We start from the raw sequence: 16,786 nt of genomic DNA on the forward strand, positions 1-16,786 counted from the left end.
AAAAATGGGTTGAAAAACGGGGCAGCCGCTGTGTGTGTGGCTGCCCCGGCGGATCTTTGCCATGCCGGGTAAATGACGAGCCCCAGCTATCAGCCAGAACGCACGCCCCTCAGGGATACCGTGGAACTGGCTTTGCCAGGCCACTGGTATCGCCCCCTGCAAGGGGGTTGGAGAAAGACGCGTAGCGCTGCAGCCTGGGGGTATTTACTTATTTCCCCAGCACAGGTCCATGCCGACTTTGGTGTCTTTGCTGTCCACGCCCTTTTGTGGGTGGTCGGTGATCAGGGTCACGCCGGTGTCGGTGTAGCCGGTGGCTTTTTTGCCGTCTTTGGCAAATGCCACACCAGCGGCCACGCCCATGCTGGCCATCTTCAATGGGTACTGCTGCGAGGTGGCAGCAATCATGCCGGCCTTGACGTTCTTGATACCGGCACAGCCGCCGTCCACGGACACGATCAGTACGCCTTTTTCCTTGCCGGCAGCCTTCAGTGCCTGGTAGGCACCGGCAGCAGCGGGTTCGTTGATGGTGTACAGCACGTTGATGTCAGGGTTCTTTTGCAGGCAGTTTTCCATGGCGGTCTGGCCCTTGGCTTGGTCGCCATAGCTGTCGGCCATGCAGACGATTTCAGCCGTCTTGGACAGTTCGTTGCTCTTGGCATCGGCGGCAGCCAGGCCAAAGCCGTTCATGAAGCCGTTGTGGCGTTGCGCGCCCACGGGGTGGCCGGGGAACAGGTCGAGCGTGGCGATCTTGGCGGGCTTGCCAGCCATGACAGCCTTGGCGTACTGGCCAATCAGAATGCCGGCCTTGTAGTTGTCGGTGGCAAACAGGGCATCGGTGCCTTCCACGGGGTCGGTGGGGCTGTCGAGTGCAATGAACATCACGCCTTGGGCCTGGGCCTTCTTGATGGCGGGGATGATGGCCTTGGAATCGTTGGGCGTGATCATGATGGTCTTGGCACCGGCGGCCATCATGTTTTCGATGGCGGTGATCTGGCCGGCGTTGTCGCCGTCTTGCTTGCCTGCGGCGCTGAGCAACTTGGCACCGAGTTTCTTGGCCTCGGCTTGCGCACCTTCCTTCATCTTCACGAAAAACGGGTTCGTTTCGGTCTTGGTGATCAGGCCGATCACGGGTTCTGCAGCACACGCCGTGGTGGCGGCAAAAGCCAGAGCGGACAGCACCAGGGTGGCGGTATATTTTTTCATGTTGTCTCCTAGAGAGGGGTGAACGCAAGGGTTCGGTTGGGGAACAGGTTCCAGCAAGGGGTGTGAACTATTTCACGCTGGTGCCGAACTATAAAACGAGCAGACTAACTAAATAAAGTTGCTTTAGTTATCGAAAACCCTAGGTTTTTCAACGAAAGGGTGCCGCTGCGCGAATCCCCTACACTTTGGCGCGACCGTGTCTATAACTTCTCCGTATTTGCCCTGTGCCCGCCGATTTATATGATCATCACTAGCCTGCTGGATACCGATCTGTACAAGTTCACGATGATGCAGGTCGTGTTGCACCACTTCCCCGCCGCACAGGTGCAGTACCGTTTCAAATGCCGCAACCCGGGCGTGCAATTGGCCCCGTTTGTGGCCGAGATCCAGGCCGAAATCCGCGGGCTGTGCCGTCTGGGATTTTCCGAGGCCGAGCTGGGCTATCTGCGCTCCATGCGCTTTATCAAAAGCGACTTTGTGGACTTTCTGGGGCTGTTTAGGCTCAACGAGAAATACATCGCCGTGACCCCTTTGCCCAATGGCGAGATCGACATCTCCATACAAGGCCCTTGGCTGCACGTGATCCCGTTCGAGATTCCGGTGCTGGCCATCGTTAACGAGGTGTACTTTCGCCACGCCACCACCGCGCCCGACATGGCGGTGGCACGGCAGCGGTTGCAGACCAAGATCACCCAGTTGCGCGGCGACGGCCTGATTGATCTCAAGATTGCCGACTACGGCACCCGCCGCCGCTACAGCAAAGCTTGGCACGAAGAGGTGCTGCGCACCTTGGTGGCCCAGCTGGGTTCAGGGCCTCAGGGGCAGTTTACGGGCACCAGTAATGTATTGTTTGCTATGCAATTAGGACTGACCCCGCTGGGCACCATGGCCCACGAGTACCTGCAGGCCTGCCAGGCCCTGGGCCCGCGTCTGCGCGACAGCCAGGTGTTTGGTTTCGAGATGTGGGCCAAGGAATACCGCGGCGACTTAGGCATTGCGCTCAGCGACGTGTATGGCATGGATGCCTTCCTGCGCGACTTCGACATGTACTTCTGTAAGCTTTTCGACGGCGCGCGGCATGACAGCGGCGACCCGTTCCAGTGGGGCGAGCGACTGCTGGCGCACTACAAAAAAAACCGCGTCGATCCGCTCACCAAGGTGCTGATCTTCAGCGATGGCCTGACTGTGCCGCGCACCATTGCGCTGTACCAGCAGTTCCGCGGCCGCTGCCTGCTGGCCTTTGGCATTGGCACCAACCTGACCAACGACATGGGCGACCCGCCAGCACACGTGCCGCTGCAAATCGTCATCAAGATGATCCGCTGCAACGGCCAGCCGGTGGCCAAGCTATCTGACTCGCCCGGCAAGAATATGTGCGAAGACGAAAAGTACGTTGGCTACTTGCGCCAAGTTTTTGAAATTGAGACACCCCTATGACCAAACCTGCCATTCTTGTTGCCCGCAAAATCTTCCCCGCCACCATCGCCGCCCTGGAGCAGCACTTTGAGGTGGAATCCAACCAAGACGACGCATCCTGGAGCAAAGCCGAGCTGATCGCCCGCCTGCAGGGCAAGGTGGGTGCCTTCACCACCGGCAGCGAGCGCATCGATGCCGAGCTGCTGACCGCCTGCCCGCAGTTGCGCATCTGCGCCAACATGGCAGTGGGTTACAACAATTTCGACATCGACGCGATGAGCGCCGCCGGCGTGCTGGCTACCAACGCGCCCGATGTGCTGACCGAAACCACCGCCGACTTCGGCTTCGCCCTGCTGATGGCCACCGCCCGCCGCATCAGCGAGAGCGAGCATTTCCTGCGCGCCGGGCTGTGGAAAAAATGGAGCTACGACATGTTTGCCGGAGCCGAAATCCACGGCAGTACGCTGGGCATCATCGGTATGGGCCGCATCGGCCAGGGCATCGCCAAGCGCGGCGCCCACGGCTTTGGCATGAATGTGATTTATCACAACCGCAGCCAGTTGGATGCGGCTACCGAGGCCGACTGCAAGGCCCGTTTTGTCTCCAAAGAAGAGCTGCTCAAGACTGCCGACCACGTGGTGCTGGTGGTGCCGTATTCCGCTGCCTCACACCACACCATCGGTGCGGCCGAGCTGGCGTTGATGCAGCCTACTGCCACCTTGGTCAACATCGCGCGCGGCGGCATTGTGGACGACGCGGCCCTGGCCGTGGCCCTGCGCGATGGCCGCATCGCCGCCGCCGGGCTGGACGTGTTCGAGGGCGAACCCAAGGTTCACCCCGACCTGCTCACCGTACCCAACGTGGTGCTGACCCCGCACATCGCCAGCGCCACCGTGGCCACCCGTACGGCCATGGCACAACTGGCGGCCGACAACCTGATCGGATTTTTGATACAAAACAAGCCGCTCACGCCCATCAATGCTGCACAAGTAGCTAGCAAATAGATAGTATTGATGAGCTTGACCGAATGGGGGCTGCTGGCGCTGGCCGTGCTGAACTTGGCGCTGTTGTTGGCCTTGCTGCTGCGCAAGCCGCCCGAGGCCGACAATTCTGTCGTGGACCGCTTGGAGCGCGCCCAACGGGATTCCTCACGGGCCGACCGGCAAGAGCTGGGCACCAGTTTCGCCAATTTCCAGCGCACCCTGGTGCAGCAAAGTGCCGAGGCCACGCGCACGCAAAACACCCAGATCGACGCGCTGGCCCAGCAACTCGCCCTGCTGCAGCGCTCGGTCAGCGACACCCTGAGCACCCAGCTCCAGGCCCTGGGCGAATCCAACGCCCGGCGCATGGGCGAGGTGCGCGCCACGCTGGAGGCACAGCTGCTGCAGCTCCAGCAGAGCAATGCCGCCAAGCTGGATGAGATGCGCCAGACGGTGGACGAAAAGCTGCAAACCACCCTGGAAACCCGCCTGGGCGAAAGCTTCAAACAGGTGGCAGACCGGCTCGAGCAGGTGCACAAAGGCCTGGGCGAAATGCAGTCGCTGGCGCAGGGAGTGGGCGATTTGCAGCGCGTGCTGACCAACGTCAAAACCCGTGGCATGTTCGGCGAGGTGCAGCTAGAGAATCTGTTGGAGCAGGTGCTGACGCCCGAGCAATACGGCAAGCAGGTCGAGACCAAGCCGCGCAGCAACCAGCGGGTGGACTTTGCAGTGCGCTTCCCCGGCCGCAGTGCCGACGGCGCGCCGGTCTGGCTGCCCATCGATGCCAAGTTTCCGCGCGACGACTACGAGCGCCTGCTCGATGCCCACGAACGTGCCGATGCGGTGGCGGCCGAGGCCTCTGCCAAGGCGCTGGAAGCCCGCATCCGCGCCGAGGCCAAGTCCATCGCCGAGAGCTACCTGGCCCCGCCGCACACCACCGACTTCGCCGTTCTGTTTTTGCCCATCGAAAGCCTGTACGCCGAGGTGCTGCGCCGCCCTGGCCTGATGGACAGCCTGCAGCGCGACTACCGCGTCACCCTGGCCGGGCCGACCACCTTGCTGGCCATGCTCAACAGCCTGCACATGGGCTTTCGCACCCTGGCGCTGGAGCAGCAGGCATCGGAAGTGTGGAAGGTGCTGGGCGCGGTGAAAACCGAGTTCGAGCGCTACGGCGAATGGGTGGCGCGTATCCGCGAACAGGTGCAAAAAGCCTCCGACACCCTGGACAAGGCCGACACCCGCACCCGCCAGATGCGCCGTGCCCTGAAGGTGGTAGAGGCACTGCCCGAGACGGAAGCGCTGGCGCTGCTGCCCGCATCGGCGGATCTGGACGATGGTGCGCTGTGAGCGATGTTGCTCCTTAAATAATAGCTTCTAGTGTAAGTGGAATATGCGCTAGAGCCTGATTTGGTATATAAATTTCTGCCATGAACCCTGCGTTGGCTCGCCTCATCGCCGCCCAGATTTGCCTGCACGCCTGTATGACCGGCATCCGCCTGGCCGCTCCTTTGCTGGCTTTGCATGCCGGTCACAGCGGGCTGGCGGTAGGGGGCTTGCTGGCCTTGTTTGCCTTAACCCAGGTGTTTCTGGCCCTGCCCGCCGGGCGCTACGCGGACCGCCACGGCTTGCGCAAGCCGGTGACCATCAGCGTGGGCATGGCCGTGCTGGGCGCGGTGCTGGCGGCGGCATTTCCGGTCTATCCGGTGCTGTGTGCCAGCGCGCTGCTGACCGGCGGGGCCACCGGCATCGCGGTGATTGCCTTGCAGCGCCATGTGGGCCGCGCGGCCGAGGGTTCCACCCAGCTCAAGCAGGTGTTCAGTTGGTTGGCGCTGGGGCCTGCACTGTCTAACTTCATCGGGCCGTTTGCAGCCGGGTTGATGATCGACCACGCGGGCAGCGTGCCCGCCGACCAGTGGGGGTTTCAGGCGGCATTTGCCCTGATGGTGGTACTGCCGCTGGCCACCTGGGCATTGGTGCAGGGCGTGCAAGAGCTGCCGCCCATCCACGCCGTGCAGGGCGCAGCCAAGCCACGCGTATTGGACTTGCTGCACGACCCCATGTTGCGCCGTCTGCTGCTGGTGAACTGGTTTTTATCGTCCTGCTGGGATGTGCACACTTTTGTGGTGCCCATCCTGGGCCACGAGCGCGGCTTGAGCGCCTCGACCATCGGCACCATCCTGGGCGGTTTTGCGATTGCGGCCGCGGTGGTGCGCATGGCTATGCCGATGGTGGCTGCACGACTGCGCGGTGATTGTGGGCGCGATGTGGATGACGGCCGCACTGTTTGCGCTGTATCCGTTGTTGCCCAGCGCGGTGGCGATGGGCGTGTGTTCGGTGTTCTTGGGCTTGGCTCTGGGTTCGGTACAGCCCATGATCATGAGTACTCTGCACCAGATCACTCCCGCGCACCGCCACGGCGAGGCCCTGGGCCTGCGGCTGATGAGCATCAATGCGTCCAGTGTGGTGATGCCGCTGCTGTTTGGCGCAGCCAGCGCCTACGTGGGCGTGGCCGGACTGTTTTGGGTGGTGGGGGCCGTGGTGGGCGGCGGCTCTAAAGTGGCTTGGCCGCTTAAATTTTATAAAACGCCCGAATAGCCGTCCACGCGTCTTCGGGGGTGTCGACGAAGTTAAACAGGTCCATGTCGCTGGCGGAGATGGCACCTTCTTCGATCAGCACGTCAAAGTTGATCAGCTTTTTCCAGTAGTCCACACCAAACAAAATGATGGGTACGGCCTTGGTTTTGCCGGTTTGTACCAGGGTTACCACTTCAAACAGTTCGTCCAGCGTGCCAAAGCCGCCAGGGAAGGCCACCAGGGCTTTGGCGCGCATCATGAAATGCATTTTGCGCAGCGCAAAGTAGTGAAACTTGAAGTTCAGGCTGGGCGACACGTAGCGGTTGCCGCCTTGCTCGTGGGGCAGGGCGATGCTCAGGCCCACGTTCAGTGCGCCCATCTCATGCGCACCGCGGTTGGCGGCTTCCATGATGCCGGGGCCACCGCCGGTGCAGATGTAGATGCGGTCGGCAGCGGGACGGTTGGCGCTGTAGTTGGCCACCAGCCGGGCAAACAGGCGGGCCTGGTCGTAGTAGCGGGCGTTGCGCATGCGACGCTGGGCGATTTTCAGGGCCTCGACATCGCCGCTGGCTTCGGCGGCTGCCAGCGCAGGCTGCGCGTCTTCGGGGGCTGGGAAGCGGGCGCTGCCGAAGACGACGACGGTGTTTTCAATCCCTTGGGCTTGTTGGGCCAGGTCGGGCTTGAGCATTTCCAGCTGAAAGCGGATGCCGCGGGTTTCGCGGCGCAGTAAAAACTCGGGGTCGGCAAAGGCCAAGCGGTAGGCATCGGTGTCGAGCGGTTGGCCGTTGTTGGCGTGGGCTTGCAGGTCGGCCCAGGCCAGGGCGACGTTGCGGTCATTCAGTGCATCAGTATTTTCCATAAGGGGATTGTGGTCCTAAAACATGGCACTTTTGTGTGGCGGGGCGGTAAATTGCAGTCCCGACGGGCCAAAAAAAAGGCCGGCTGCGGAGGGCACCGCGGCCAGCCTAGTTAACCGGAGATCGCGGTTTCTTAAGGGCGCACGACCAGGTCGTTGCGCACAGAGCTCACGCCCTTGACGTTGCGGGCAATGGATTCGGCCTGGCTCTTTTCGGCACCGGATTTGGCGAAGCCCGACAAGATGACGGTGCCTTTGAGGGTTTGCACGCTGATGGCGCCGGCATCGACGGTTTTGTCATCGACAAAGCGGGCCTTGACCGAGGTGGTGATGGCTGCGTCGTCCACATATGCGCCCACAGTTTCTTGCTTGCGCACGACAGCGCAGCCGGTGGCGGCGAGGATGGTGGTACCTGCAATGGCAGCAAAAGCGATGGCACGGATAAATTGCATGGAGAGTCCTCAAAATGTTGTTGTTACCCACCTAAAACGCTCCAACCCCGGCCGACGCTGACACCACCAGCGCTGGAATTGTTACAAATTGCGCAGGCTGGATGCCGTTGGGGCCATGGTTCGGGCTTTTCCACCGTAGTTTCCACAATGGCGACGCGTATTTTTGCGAATAAATTAAACATTGTTCTGCTGCCTGTGTGGGCGGCCATTTATTTATCCAGAAAGGTTTGCCCCATGCACTCAGATACTCCGGCGGCCAAGAAGCCGTTTTACAAGTCCCTTTACGTGCAAGTGCTGTTCGCGGTCGCCATGGGCGTGGCGTTGGGACATTTCCAGCCCGATCTGGGCGCGCAGATGAAGCCGTTGGGCGATGGCTTCATCAAGCTGATCAAGATGCTGATTGCTCCGATCATTTTCTGTACCGTGGTGGTGGGTATCGCCGGTATGGAAGACATGAAGAAGGTCGGCAAAACCGGCGGCCTGGCGCTGCTGTACTTTGAAATCATGAGCACGCTGGCGCTGATCGTTGGCTTGGTCATGGTCAACCTGATCCAGCCCGGCTCGGGCATGCATATTGATGCCTCCACGCTGGACACCAAGGGCATTGCGGCCTACACCGCTCCCGGCAAGATGGTTACCACCACCGACTTTTTGCTCAACGTGATTCCCTCCACGGTGGTAGATGCGTTTGCCAAAGGCGAAATCCTGCAGGTGCTGCTGTTTGCGGTGATGTTCGGCTTTGCGCTGCACAAGTTTGGCGGCCGGGGCACCCAGGTGTTTGACTTCATCGAGAAGTTCTCGCACGTGATGTTCGACATCGTGGGCATGGTCATGAAAGTGGCTCCGATCGGCGCGTTCGGTGCCATGGCCTTCACCATCGGCAAGTACGGCGTGGATTCGCTGGTGTCGCTGGGCAAGCTGATGGGTACCTTCTACGGCACCTGTCTGATCTTCGTGTTTGTAATTCTGGGTATCGTGGCGCGGCTGCATGGTTTCAGCATCTTGAAGTTCGTCAAGTACATCAAGGAAGAACTGTTGATCGTGCTGGGTACTTCGTCCAGCGAGTCGGTGCTGCCCCGCATGATGGAGAAGATGGAAAACGCCGGTGCCAAGAAATCGGTGGTCGGCCTGGTCATTCCTACCGGCTATTCGTTCAACCTGGACGGCACCTCCATTTACCTGACCATGGCGGTGGTGTTCATCGCCCAGGCCACCGACACCCCGATGAGCATCGGCCAGCAGATCACCTTGCTACTGGTGCTGCTGCTCACCTCCAAGGGTGCAGCCGGTGTGACGGGCAGCGGCTTCATCGTGCTGGCCGCCACCTTGTCTGCCGTGGGCCATGTACCCGTAGCCGGTTTGGCGCTGATTCTGGGTATTGACCGTTTCATGTCCGAAGCCCGCGCCTTGACCAACCTGGTCGGCAACGGTGTAGCCACCCTGGTCGTGGCCAAATGGACTGGCGACCTGGACATGAAGCGCCTGGATGCCGCCTTGAACAACGAAACCTGGGAAGAAGCCAATACGCCTGAAGTCATGCTGGACAAGACCACTTCTCGCATGGCCGGAACCGGACGCTGAATGGGGTATAAAAATGGCCTCTAGCGCATACTCTAATTGCGCTAGCAGCTATTAAATAGATAGTATTTCAAAACGCCACCGCAGGCTTGTCTGCGGTGGCGTTTTGCATTGCGGGCCCAGCAGGCCTATTGCTGCATTTTGGCGGGCAGATGTTGCGCAGCATGTGGACCGGTGCGATGGCCCGCCTGGATCTGGTCTGGCCCCAAGCTGCCGGTCAGGCGATTGGGGTGGTCGATAAATATGTATGCCGTCTGGTGAGCCTGGCAGACCCCCATGTGGTCCTGGAACGGAGCCGTTTGGTGTGGCAGAGCAGCTCTGCCGAACTCCATGCCGAGTGCAATCTCTGGGTCTGTTATCGGGTGGCGGGCGGCGGTAGGGGGGGAGGGCTTCGCAGTGCGCTGTGGTGCTCCATGGCGATGCTGGCCGAGCCCTCTGGATACAAGCCTGTTGCCTCTGGTGCACAGCGTCTTATCGCCTTCTTGTGGGGCTTGAGGCTAGGTCGCCAAACTTGGCTTTGCTCTACCATTTTTCGGCGAATCAGTCACGCGAATGTGAATTTCCATCCTCAAAAATAGGTACATTTGAATAAGCCATAGGGGGCGTTACATAACTTGCAAAGTAGTATGGAATAAGTCCGTTTTACGTAACAATGTGTACATCTATTCGGTCTTAAATCCAATATTACGGAGTAAGTATGAAACTAATGACGACCTCGCGCGGGATACCTGCGGCGCGAATCGGGCTTGTGGCCGCTATCGCTGCGGCTTTGCTCAGCGGCTGCGTGCCTACCGAATACGCGGCCACGATCCGCACTACATCCTACGGCGTGCCGCACATCGTGGCCGACAGTTTTACGGGTGCGGGCTATGGCTATGGTTATGCGTTTGCCCAGGACAACTTTTGTTTGTTTGCCGAAGAGCTGGTCACCCTGCATGGCGAGCGGGCCAAGTACTTCGGTGCTGCTGGCGGCTACCTGGGCCAGATGGGCACCCAGTTTAGCAACGTGGACTCTGATTTCTTCTACAAGCTGGTACTCGGCTCTGACCAGGCGGCACGCTTCAAGGCGGGCTCAAGCCGTGCTACCCGCGAACTGGCCGATGGTTTTGCGACCGGCTACAACCGCTATCTGTCCGAGACCGGCCTGGCCAAATTGCCGATTGCCTGTCGCGGCAAAGCCTGGGTCAAGCCCATGACCGAAGAAGATGCCTATCTGCGGTTTTCACAGGCTGCCATGGTCGGAAGCTCGCTAGGCTTCATCGGTGCCATCGGCAGTGCCGTGCCACCCGCTGCTGTCGTTACCAAAGCGGCCGCCCCGTTGACCGTGGCCAAAGCCAAGACACCCGTACTGCCTGTGGACTACGCCCATTCGCCCGTGTTGATGGCGTTCCAGACCTTGCGCGACCACACCATTGGTTCCAACGGCCTGGGCCTGGGCCGCGACACCACCCAGAGCGGCAAAGGCCTGCTGATGGGCAACCCGCACTTTCCATGGTGGGGTGCCCTGCGTTTGAACCAGGTGCACATCACCGTGGCCAGTGAGCACTATGACGTGATGGGCGCGACCCTGCTGGGCGTGCCGCTACCCCTGATCGGCTTCAACGACAAAGTCGCCTGGACGCACACCTTCTCGACCGACAACCGCTTTACCGTGCGCTACCTGGCCATAGATCCCAGCAACCCCACGCGCTACCTGAAGGACGGTAAATCCGTTGCCATGAAGGCCGTGCCGCTGACCGTGTCCGCCCTGGGTGCCGATGGCAACCAGATCCAGATCAAGCGCACCCTGTACACCACCGAGTACGGCCCCATGCTGATGGACAGCAGCTTTACCTGGACCTCCGGCAGCGGCTACGCACTGCAAGATGCCAATGCCAGCAACTACCAGCTCATCGACCAGGTCATCCTGAACGGTAAGTCCACCAGCGTGGACAGCCTGCGCAAGTCCCTGGCCACCTATAACGCCATGCCTTGGGTCAATACCATTGCTGCGGACAAAGGCGGCGACACCCTGTATGCCAACTACTCGGTCGCCGCCAATGTGCCCGACGCGCAACTGGCCGCCTGTGTGCCCCCACCGTTCCAGCCTTTGATGGCCAGCACCGGTGTGGTGGTGATGGCGGGTACCACCGCAGCCTGCGACTGGTCGGGCAGCATCCCGGCGGTCGGACGGCCCTGGGTCAAGCGCCCAGACTACGCGATGAACTCCAACGACAGCCACTGGTGGCCCAGTCTGAACACTTACCTGGGCGGCTTTGCCAAAATCATCGCCACCGGCCCGAATGCCGAAGCGCTGCCGCAAAGCAACCGCACCCGCACCGGCCACGCCATGGTGCGTGACCGCCTGGCAGGCACCGACGGGCAAGGCGGTTACCGCTTCACGCTGGCCAACCTGCAGCAGCTCTACCTGAAGAGCCGCTTCTTCAAGGCCGAAAAGTGGTTGCCGGGCTTTGTCTCGGGCTGCCTGGCCAGCAGCGGTGCCACACCGGCGGCGTTGGATGCCTGTGCCGTACTGCAAGCCTGGAACACCGCACACACCCCCAGCAACCAGGGCGTGGTGCTGTTCGACGAGCTGTACGCCGCTCTGGGCGAGTTGAACGATGCGTCGTGGTGGAGCGTGCCGTTCAACCCGGCCGACCCGCAGGAAACCCCGCGCGGCTCCTCCAACCTGGCCGCGGCCATGGCGCAGCTGGAAACCCTGGTGGCCAGCCCACAGTTTGACGACCCCATCAAGCGCCGTGCCCGCACCCAGGACGTGCAACTGCTGCAACGTGCCGAGGGCGTGCTGGCAATACCGGGTGGCCGCTCGACTTACAACAACTGGGCGGGCGTGCGCACCCAGGTGGCACCAGGTCAGTTCATCTACACCGCCGACCCAGCCACCAATGCCGGTGCCTTTGGCAACAGCTACATCCAGTTTGTGACTTGGGACAACGCCGGTCCGGTGGCCGAAGGTATCCTGACCTACAGCCAGTCGTCCGACCCGACCAGCGCGCACTTCAGCGACCAAACCCGCAAGTACGCGGCAGGCGAATGGGTCAAGCTGCCGTATACCGAGAAGCAGATCAAGGCCGATGCCAACTACAGCGAACGGACGCTGTTTGAATTGCCCATGCTAAAAAAATAGTAGCAATAAAGCCATGAGGAATAAGCGCTAACCGCCTATTTCTTCATAGACTTGAGGGCCAGGGCTGCTTGCTGTACCAGGGCTGGCCCCTGGTAGATCAGCCCGGTGTAGATCTGCACCACGTCGGCTCCGGCCTCTATCTTGGCGACCGCGTCGGCTGCGCTCAAAATGCCGCCCACGCCGATGATGGGGAAGGCCGGGCCTAGGGCGTTGCGCAGTTGGCGCACCACGCGGTTGCTGCCCTCACGCACCGGCGCGCCGCTCAGGCCACCGGCTTCTTCACCATGCGCCATGCCCTTGACCGCGTCGCGGGCCAGGGTGGTATTGGTGGCCACCACGCCGTCCATGCCGTGGCGCAACAGGGTGGCGGCAATCACGGCGACCTGGGCTTCATCCAGATCTGGCGCAATTTTCACAAAAATCGGCACCCGCTTGCCGTGCTGCACGGCCAGCGCTGCGCGGCGTGCGGCCACGGTCCCCAGCAGGCCGTCCAGTGCCTCGTCACTTTGCAGAGCGCGCAGGTTCTTGGTGTTGGGGCTGGAGATGTTGACCGTGACGTAATCGGCATGCGGGTACACGCCATCCAGCGCCAGCAGGTAGTCGTCGGTGGCGCGCTCGATCGGGGTGGCGGCGTTTTTACCGATGTTCAGGCCCAGCAGCATCGGCTGGCCTTGCGCCTTGCGGCGGAACTGCGCCCGCTGCACATTGGCCACAAAAGCTGCCAGCCCGCCGTTGTTGAAACCCAGCCGGTTGATCAGTGCCTGCGCTGCTGGCAGGCGGAACATGCGCGGCTGCGGGTTGCCAGGCTGGGCCAGTGGCGTGACCGTACCCACCTCCACAAAGCCAAAGCCCATGGCACCCAGGCCGTCAATGCAGCGCGCGTTCTTGTCCAGCCCCGCCGCCAGGCCCACGCGGTTCGGAAACTGCAGGCCCGCCAGAGTAATGGGGTCGCTGATCCGCGTTTGGCGGTACAGGCATTCCAGCGGCGTACCCTGGGTGCGGGCGATGGCGTTCAAGGTCAGGTCGTGGGCTGCCTCGGGGTCCATGCCAAACAAAAAGGGACGGGCCAGGGCGTAGGGGATCAGGGGCATTGGATAATTCTCGGTTTCTGCACTTCGTTACAACCCCGGATTTTCCCAGATGACCAACCTCATTCCTGCATTGACCCAAGACGAACTCAAAACCCTGGTCGGCCTAGCCGCGCTGCGCTATGTGGTGCCCGGCGAAATTGTGGGCGTGGGCACCGGCTCTACCGTCAACAAGTTCATCGACGCACTGGCCACCATTAAGGACCAGGTCAAGGGGGCGGTGTCCAGCTCCGAGGCCAGCACAGCGCGGCTGCTGGCATTGGGCATTGCGGTGTTCGATGCCAACGATGTGGGCGAGTTGGCGGTGTACATCGACGGCGCGGACGAAATCGACTACCAGGGCCATATGGTCAAAGGCGGCGGTGCTGCACTGACCCGCGAGAAGATCGTGGCCGCCCAGTCGCGCAAATTTGTCTGTATTGCCGACGAGAGCAAGCTGGTGCAGACCCTGGGCCAGTTTCCGCTGCCGGTGGAGGTGATTCCTATGGCCGTCAACCGCGTCAAACGCCAGTTCGCCGCACTAGGCGGTATGGCCAGCATCCGCCAAAAAGACGGCCAAGCCCTGCTGACGGACAACGGCCAGGTCATTCTGGACGTGACCGGCCTACAGATCAGCGACCCGCTGGCGTTTGAGTCGCAGGTCAACCAGTGGCCGGGAGTGGTGTGCGTGGGGGTGTTCGCCCACCAAAAAGCCAGCGTGTGCCTGCTGGGTACAGCCCAGGGTGTGAAGACTTTGGATTTTTAAGCCAAATAGGCCCCTAGCGTAGATTCCATCTGTGCTAGTAGCTATAAAAAATATAGCTAACTCTAAAACTGGATACCGCGTGGATTATTGCTGGTGTCGGTAGGTTGCTGCTGCGCTGGGGCAGCTTGTGCCGCCGGTGCCGGCGCTAGGGCGGGTGGGGCTGCGGCTTTGCTGGCTACCAGCGGGCGTGGCGCGGGCTGTTTGTAGCTGGCGGGCAGTACCGATGTCTTGGGGTAGGCGGCCGCATCCAGGTACTGGGTCCACTCTACGTCTGAAAATCCTTTGAGCTGTTGGCTGCCGATAGTGCCCACCGGCAGGTTGGTGTCGCCACTGATGCGCTGCAGGGCATCGGCATCTTCGCTGCTGTTGACCGTGCGTTCGGTGAACGGCACGCCGCGCGAGGTCAGCAGGTTGCGCGCACTGGCGCAGGGGCTGCAATTGGTGCCGGTGTACAGCGTGACCGGGTAGCGCTGCACAATTTCCTTGAGCTCGAACGGCAGCGATGCATTGACCGCACTGCCACCACCAGGGGCCGCCGTGGTCACCTTGGCCTTGCTGGCGGGCGGTGGCGGCTGGTCTGAGAACGACACCTTGCCATCCGGCCCGACGATGCGGTACACGGTTTGCGCGTGCGTGCTGGCGGCCAAGGCCAGGGCGGCACAGGCCAGAGCGGTGGTGAACAGGGTGGGGCGCATCGTGGTGTCCTTTTTAAACTTCGGCCATACCTTGGTGGCGCAACAAGGCATCCAGTGTAGGTTCGCGGCCGCGGAAGGCCTTGAAGGATTCCATCGCCGGGCGGCTGCCACCGGCTTCCAGAACCGATTCGCGGTATTTGCGGCCAGTCTCGATGCTGGGCAGGCCGTCGGCACCGGCGGTTTCTTCGAACGCAGCGTAGGCATCGGCGCTCAGCACCTCGGCCCACTTATAGCTGTAGTAACCGGCAGCGTAACCGCCAGCGAAGATGTGGCTGAAGGTGTGCACGGTGCGGCTGAAGGCCGGGGCCTGCAGCACCGCCACCTCGTCGCGCACCTGGCGCAGCAGGGGCATGAAGTCTTGGGCGGGGTCGTGCTCGGTGTGCAGCAGCATGTCGAACAGCGAGAACTCGATCTGGCGCAGGGTCTGCAGGCCGCTCTGGAAGTTTTTGGCCTTGGTCATTTTGTCGAACAGGGCACGGGGCAGCGCCTCGCCGGTCACCACGTGGGCGGTCATGTGCTTGAGCACGTCCCATTCCCAGCAGAAGTTTTCCATGAACTGGCTGGGCAGCTCCACCGCGTCCCATTCCACGCCGCTGATGCCGGAGACATCGCGCTCGTTGACCTGGGTCAGCATGTGGTGCAGGCCGTGGCCGAACTCGTGGAACAAGGTGGTCACGTCGTCGTGGGTGAGCAGCGGCGGCTGGCCGTCCACGCCGTCGGCAAAGTTGCACACCAGGTGCGCCACCGGGGTTTGCAGCTGTCCGGTGTCGGGGCGCAGCCAGCGGGCGCGCACGTCGTCCATCCAGGCACCGCCGCGCTTGCCGGTGCGGGCAGGTTGGTCCAGATAAAACTGGCCCACCAATTGCCCAGCCCGCTCGATGCGGTAGAACTCTACGGACGGGTGCCACACAGGTGCGCTGTCTTTGCGGATGGCCACTTCGAACAGGGTTTCGATGATCTTGAACAGGCCGCCCAGTACCTTGGGTGCGGTGAAGTACTGCTTCACCTCTTGCTCGCTGAAGGCGTAGCGCGCTTCCTTGAGCTTTTCGCCAATGAAGGACCAGTCCCAGGGCTGCGGATCGGCCAGGGCCAGGTGCTCGGCGGCAAAGGCGCGCAGGTCGGCCACGTCTTTCAGGGCGTAGGGCTTGGCGCGCACAGCCAGGTCGCGCAGGAAGCGGGTCACTTCCAGGGGCGACTTCGCCATTTTGGGCACCACCGAGACTTCGCCAAAGTTGGCATAACCCAGCAACTGGGCTTCTTCGCGGCGCAGCGCCAGGATCTCGGCAATGATGGCCGAATTGTCGAATTGGGTGGCATCGCCTTCGGCCTGGTCGGACGCGCGGGTCACGTAGGCACGGTACAGGCGCTCGCGCAGCGCGCTGGAACTGGCGAACTGCATGACGGGCAGGTAGCAGGGCATTTTCAAAGTGAGCTTGTAGCCTTCTTTGCCTTCGGTCTTGGCCGCGGCCAGTGCCGTTTGCTGCACGTCGGCGGGCACGCCGTCGAGCTCGTCCGCCGCAGCGTAGTAGGCAAAGGCGTCAGTCGCGTCCAACGCGTTTTCGCTGAACTTCTGGCTGATCTCGGCCTGGCGTTCCTGGATGCGGGCAAAGCGTTCTTTGTCGGCCCCGACCAGGTCTGCACCGCTGAGCACAAAGTTGCGCATGGCGTTGCGGTGGGCCTGGAGCTGCTCGGGGTTCAGGCTGGCGGTGTGCACGGCCTTGTACTTGGCGTACAGGCGCTCGTCGGCACCCAGGCGGGTCCAGAACTCGGTGACACGGGGCAGAGCCTCGTTGTAGGCCGCACGCAGGGCCGGGGTGTCGGCCACGCTGTTGAGGTGGCTTACGGCACCCCAGGCACGGCCTAGCTGCTCGGCACTCACGTCCAGGGCCTTGGAGATGGCGGTCCACTGCGCGGGGAAGTCGGGCTGGGTGACGGTTTCCAGCGCGGCGTTGGCCTGGGCCAGCAGGCTGTCCATCGCGGGGCCTACGTGCTCCGGTTGGATCTGGTCAAACAGGGGCAGGTCGGAGAAGTCGAGCAGTGGATTGGTCATGGTGGTGATATGGCGTTGGGCT

At 61.8% G+C, this 16,786-nt stretch carries 12 protein-coding genes and 1 pseudogene; 7 read left to right on the forward strand and 6 right to left on the reverse strand.

What is annotated here, in order from left to right:
• Positions 1-204: 204 nt before the first annotated feature.
• Positions 205-1,203, reverse strand: coding sequence for a sugar ABC transporter substrate-binding protein (locus Q0T48_RS00535; RefSeq protein ID WP_295950869.1), 999 nt, complete (start codon positions 1,201-1,203; stop codon positions 205-207).
• 240 nt (positions 1,204-1,443) lie between these two features.
• Between Q0T48_RS00535 and pncB the strand changes: the two genes are divergently transcribed.
• The 4 genes and pseudogenes from pncB to Q0T48_RS00555 all read left to right on the forward strand — a co-directional run bounded on the left by pncB (position 1,444) and on the right by Q0T48_RS00555 (position 6,194).
• Entirely contained in the window at positions 1,444-2,640 is a 1,197-nt protein-coding gene (pncB, locus tag Q0T48_RS00540; RefSeq protein ID WP_295950872.1) for a nicotinate phosphoribosyltransferase, read from the forward strand.
• Positions 2,637-3,623 carry a D-glycerate dehydrogenase gene (locus tag Q0T48_RS00545; RefSeq protein WP_295950876.1) on the forward strand — a complete coding sequence of 329 codons (987 nt, stop codon included), beginning with the start codon at positions 2,637-2,639 and terminating at the stop codon, positions 3,621-3,623. Before pncB ends, Q0T48_RS00545 begins: the two co-directional genes overlap by 4 nt.
• Positions 3,624-3,632: 9 nt before the next feature.
• Positions 3,633-4,946 (forward strand): DNA recombination protein RmuC, encoded by a 1,314-nt coding sequence (gene rmuC, locus Q0T48_RS00550; protein ID WP_295950879.1) that lies wholly within the window; start codon positions 3,633-3,635, stop codon positions 4,944-4,946.
• Positions 4,947-5,026: 80 nt separating this feature from the next.
• Positions 5,027-6,194 (forward strand): annotated as a pseudogene (locus tag Q0T48_RS00555) (MFS transporter).
• On the opposite strand, the gene Q0T48_RS00560 reads toward Q0T48_RS00555, so the two are convergent.
• Both Q0T48_RS00560 and Q0T48_RS00565 read right to left on the reverse strand, forming a co-directional pair.
• Positions 6,169-7,032: a TIGR00730 family Rossman fold protein gene (locus Q0T48_RS00560; RefSeq protein WP_295950881.1), complete on the reverse strand. Its 864-nt coding sequence runs from the start codon at positions 7,030-7,032 to the stop codon at positions 6,169-6,171. The pseudogene Q0T48_RS00555 and the gene Q0T48_RS00560 overlap by 26 nt on opposite strands.
• A gap of 131 nt (positions 7,033-7,163) precedes the next feature.
• Positions 7,164-7,481, reverse strand: coding sequence for a BON domain-containing protein (locus Q0T48_RS00565; RefSeq protein ID WP_295950884.1), 318 nt, complete (start codon positions 7,479-7,481; stop codon positions 7,164-7,166).
• Between the two features lie 234 nt (positions 7,482-7,715).
• Here Q0T48_RS00565 and Q0T48_RS00570 point away from each other — a divergent pair, with 234 nt between their 5' ends.
• Both Q0T48_RS00570 and Q0T48_RS00575 read left to right on the forward strand, forming a co-directional pair.
• Complete coding sequence (locus tag Q0T48_RS00570; RefSeq protein WP_295950887.1) at positions 7,716-9,062, forward strand: dicarboxylate/amino acid:cation symporter; 1,347 nt, start codon at positions 7,716-7,718, stop codon at positions 9,060-9,062.
• A gap of 745 nt (positions 9,063-9,807) precedes the next feature.
• Positions 9,808-12,186 carry a penicillin acylase family protein gene (locus tag Q0T48_RS00575; RefSeq protein ID WP_295950890.1) on the forward strand — a complete coding sequence of 793 codons (2,379 nt, stop codon included), beginning with the start codon at positions 9,808-9,810 and terminating at the stop codon, positions 12,184-12,186.
• Positions 12,187-12,221: 35 nt separating this feature from the next.
• On the opposite strand, the gene Q0T48_RS00580 is transcribed toward Q0T48_RS00575, so the two are convergent.
• Positions 12,222-13,277 (reverse strand): quinone-dependent dihydroorotate dehydrogenase, encoded by a 1,056-nt coding sequence (locus tag Q0T48_RS00580; protein ID WP_295950895.1) that lies wholly within the window; start codon positions 13,275-13,277, stop codon positions 12,222-12,224.
• A gap of 49 nt (positions 13,278-13,326) precedes the next feature.
• Between Q0T48_RS00580 and rpiA the strand changes: the two genes are divergently transcribed.
• Positions 13,327-14,019 carry a ribose-5-phosphate isomerase RpiA gene (gene rpiA / locus Q0T48_RS00585; protein WP_295950898.1) on the forward strand — a complete coding sequence of 231 codons (693 nt, stop codon included), beginning with the start codon at positions 13,327-13,329 and terminating at the stop codon, positions 14,017-14,019.
• Positions 14,020-14,081: 62 nt separating this feature from the next.
• Here the strand turns inward: rpiA and Q0T48_RS00590 are convergent, their stop codons facing one another.
• Together Q0T48_RS00590 and Q0T48_RS00595 are read right to left on the reverse strand one after the other, a co-directional pair.
• A complete protein-coding gene (locus tag Q0T48_RS00590) occupies positions 14,082-14,714 on the reverse strand; it encodes a glutaredoxin family protein (RefSeq protein ID WP_295950901.1) in 633 nt (210 codons plus the stop codon).
• A gap of 13 nt (positions 14,715-14,727) precedes the next feature.
• A complete protein-coding gene (locus Q0T48_RS00595; protein ID WP_295950904.1) occupies positions 14,728-16,764 on the reverse strand; it encodes a M3 family metallopeptidase in 2,037 nt (678 codons plus the stop codon).
• Positions 16,765-16,786: the final 22 nt, after the last annotated feature.

Origin of the sequence: Rhodoferax sp. (assembly GCF_025354435.1) — a bacterium.
In the GTDB taxonomy this organism is placed as follows: domain Bacteria; phylum Pseudomonadota; class Gammaproteobacteria; order Burkholderiales; family Burkholderiaceae_C; genus Rhodoferax_B.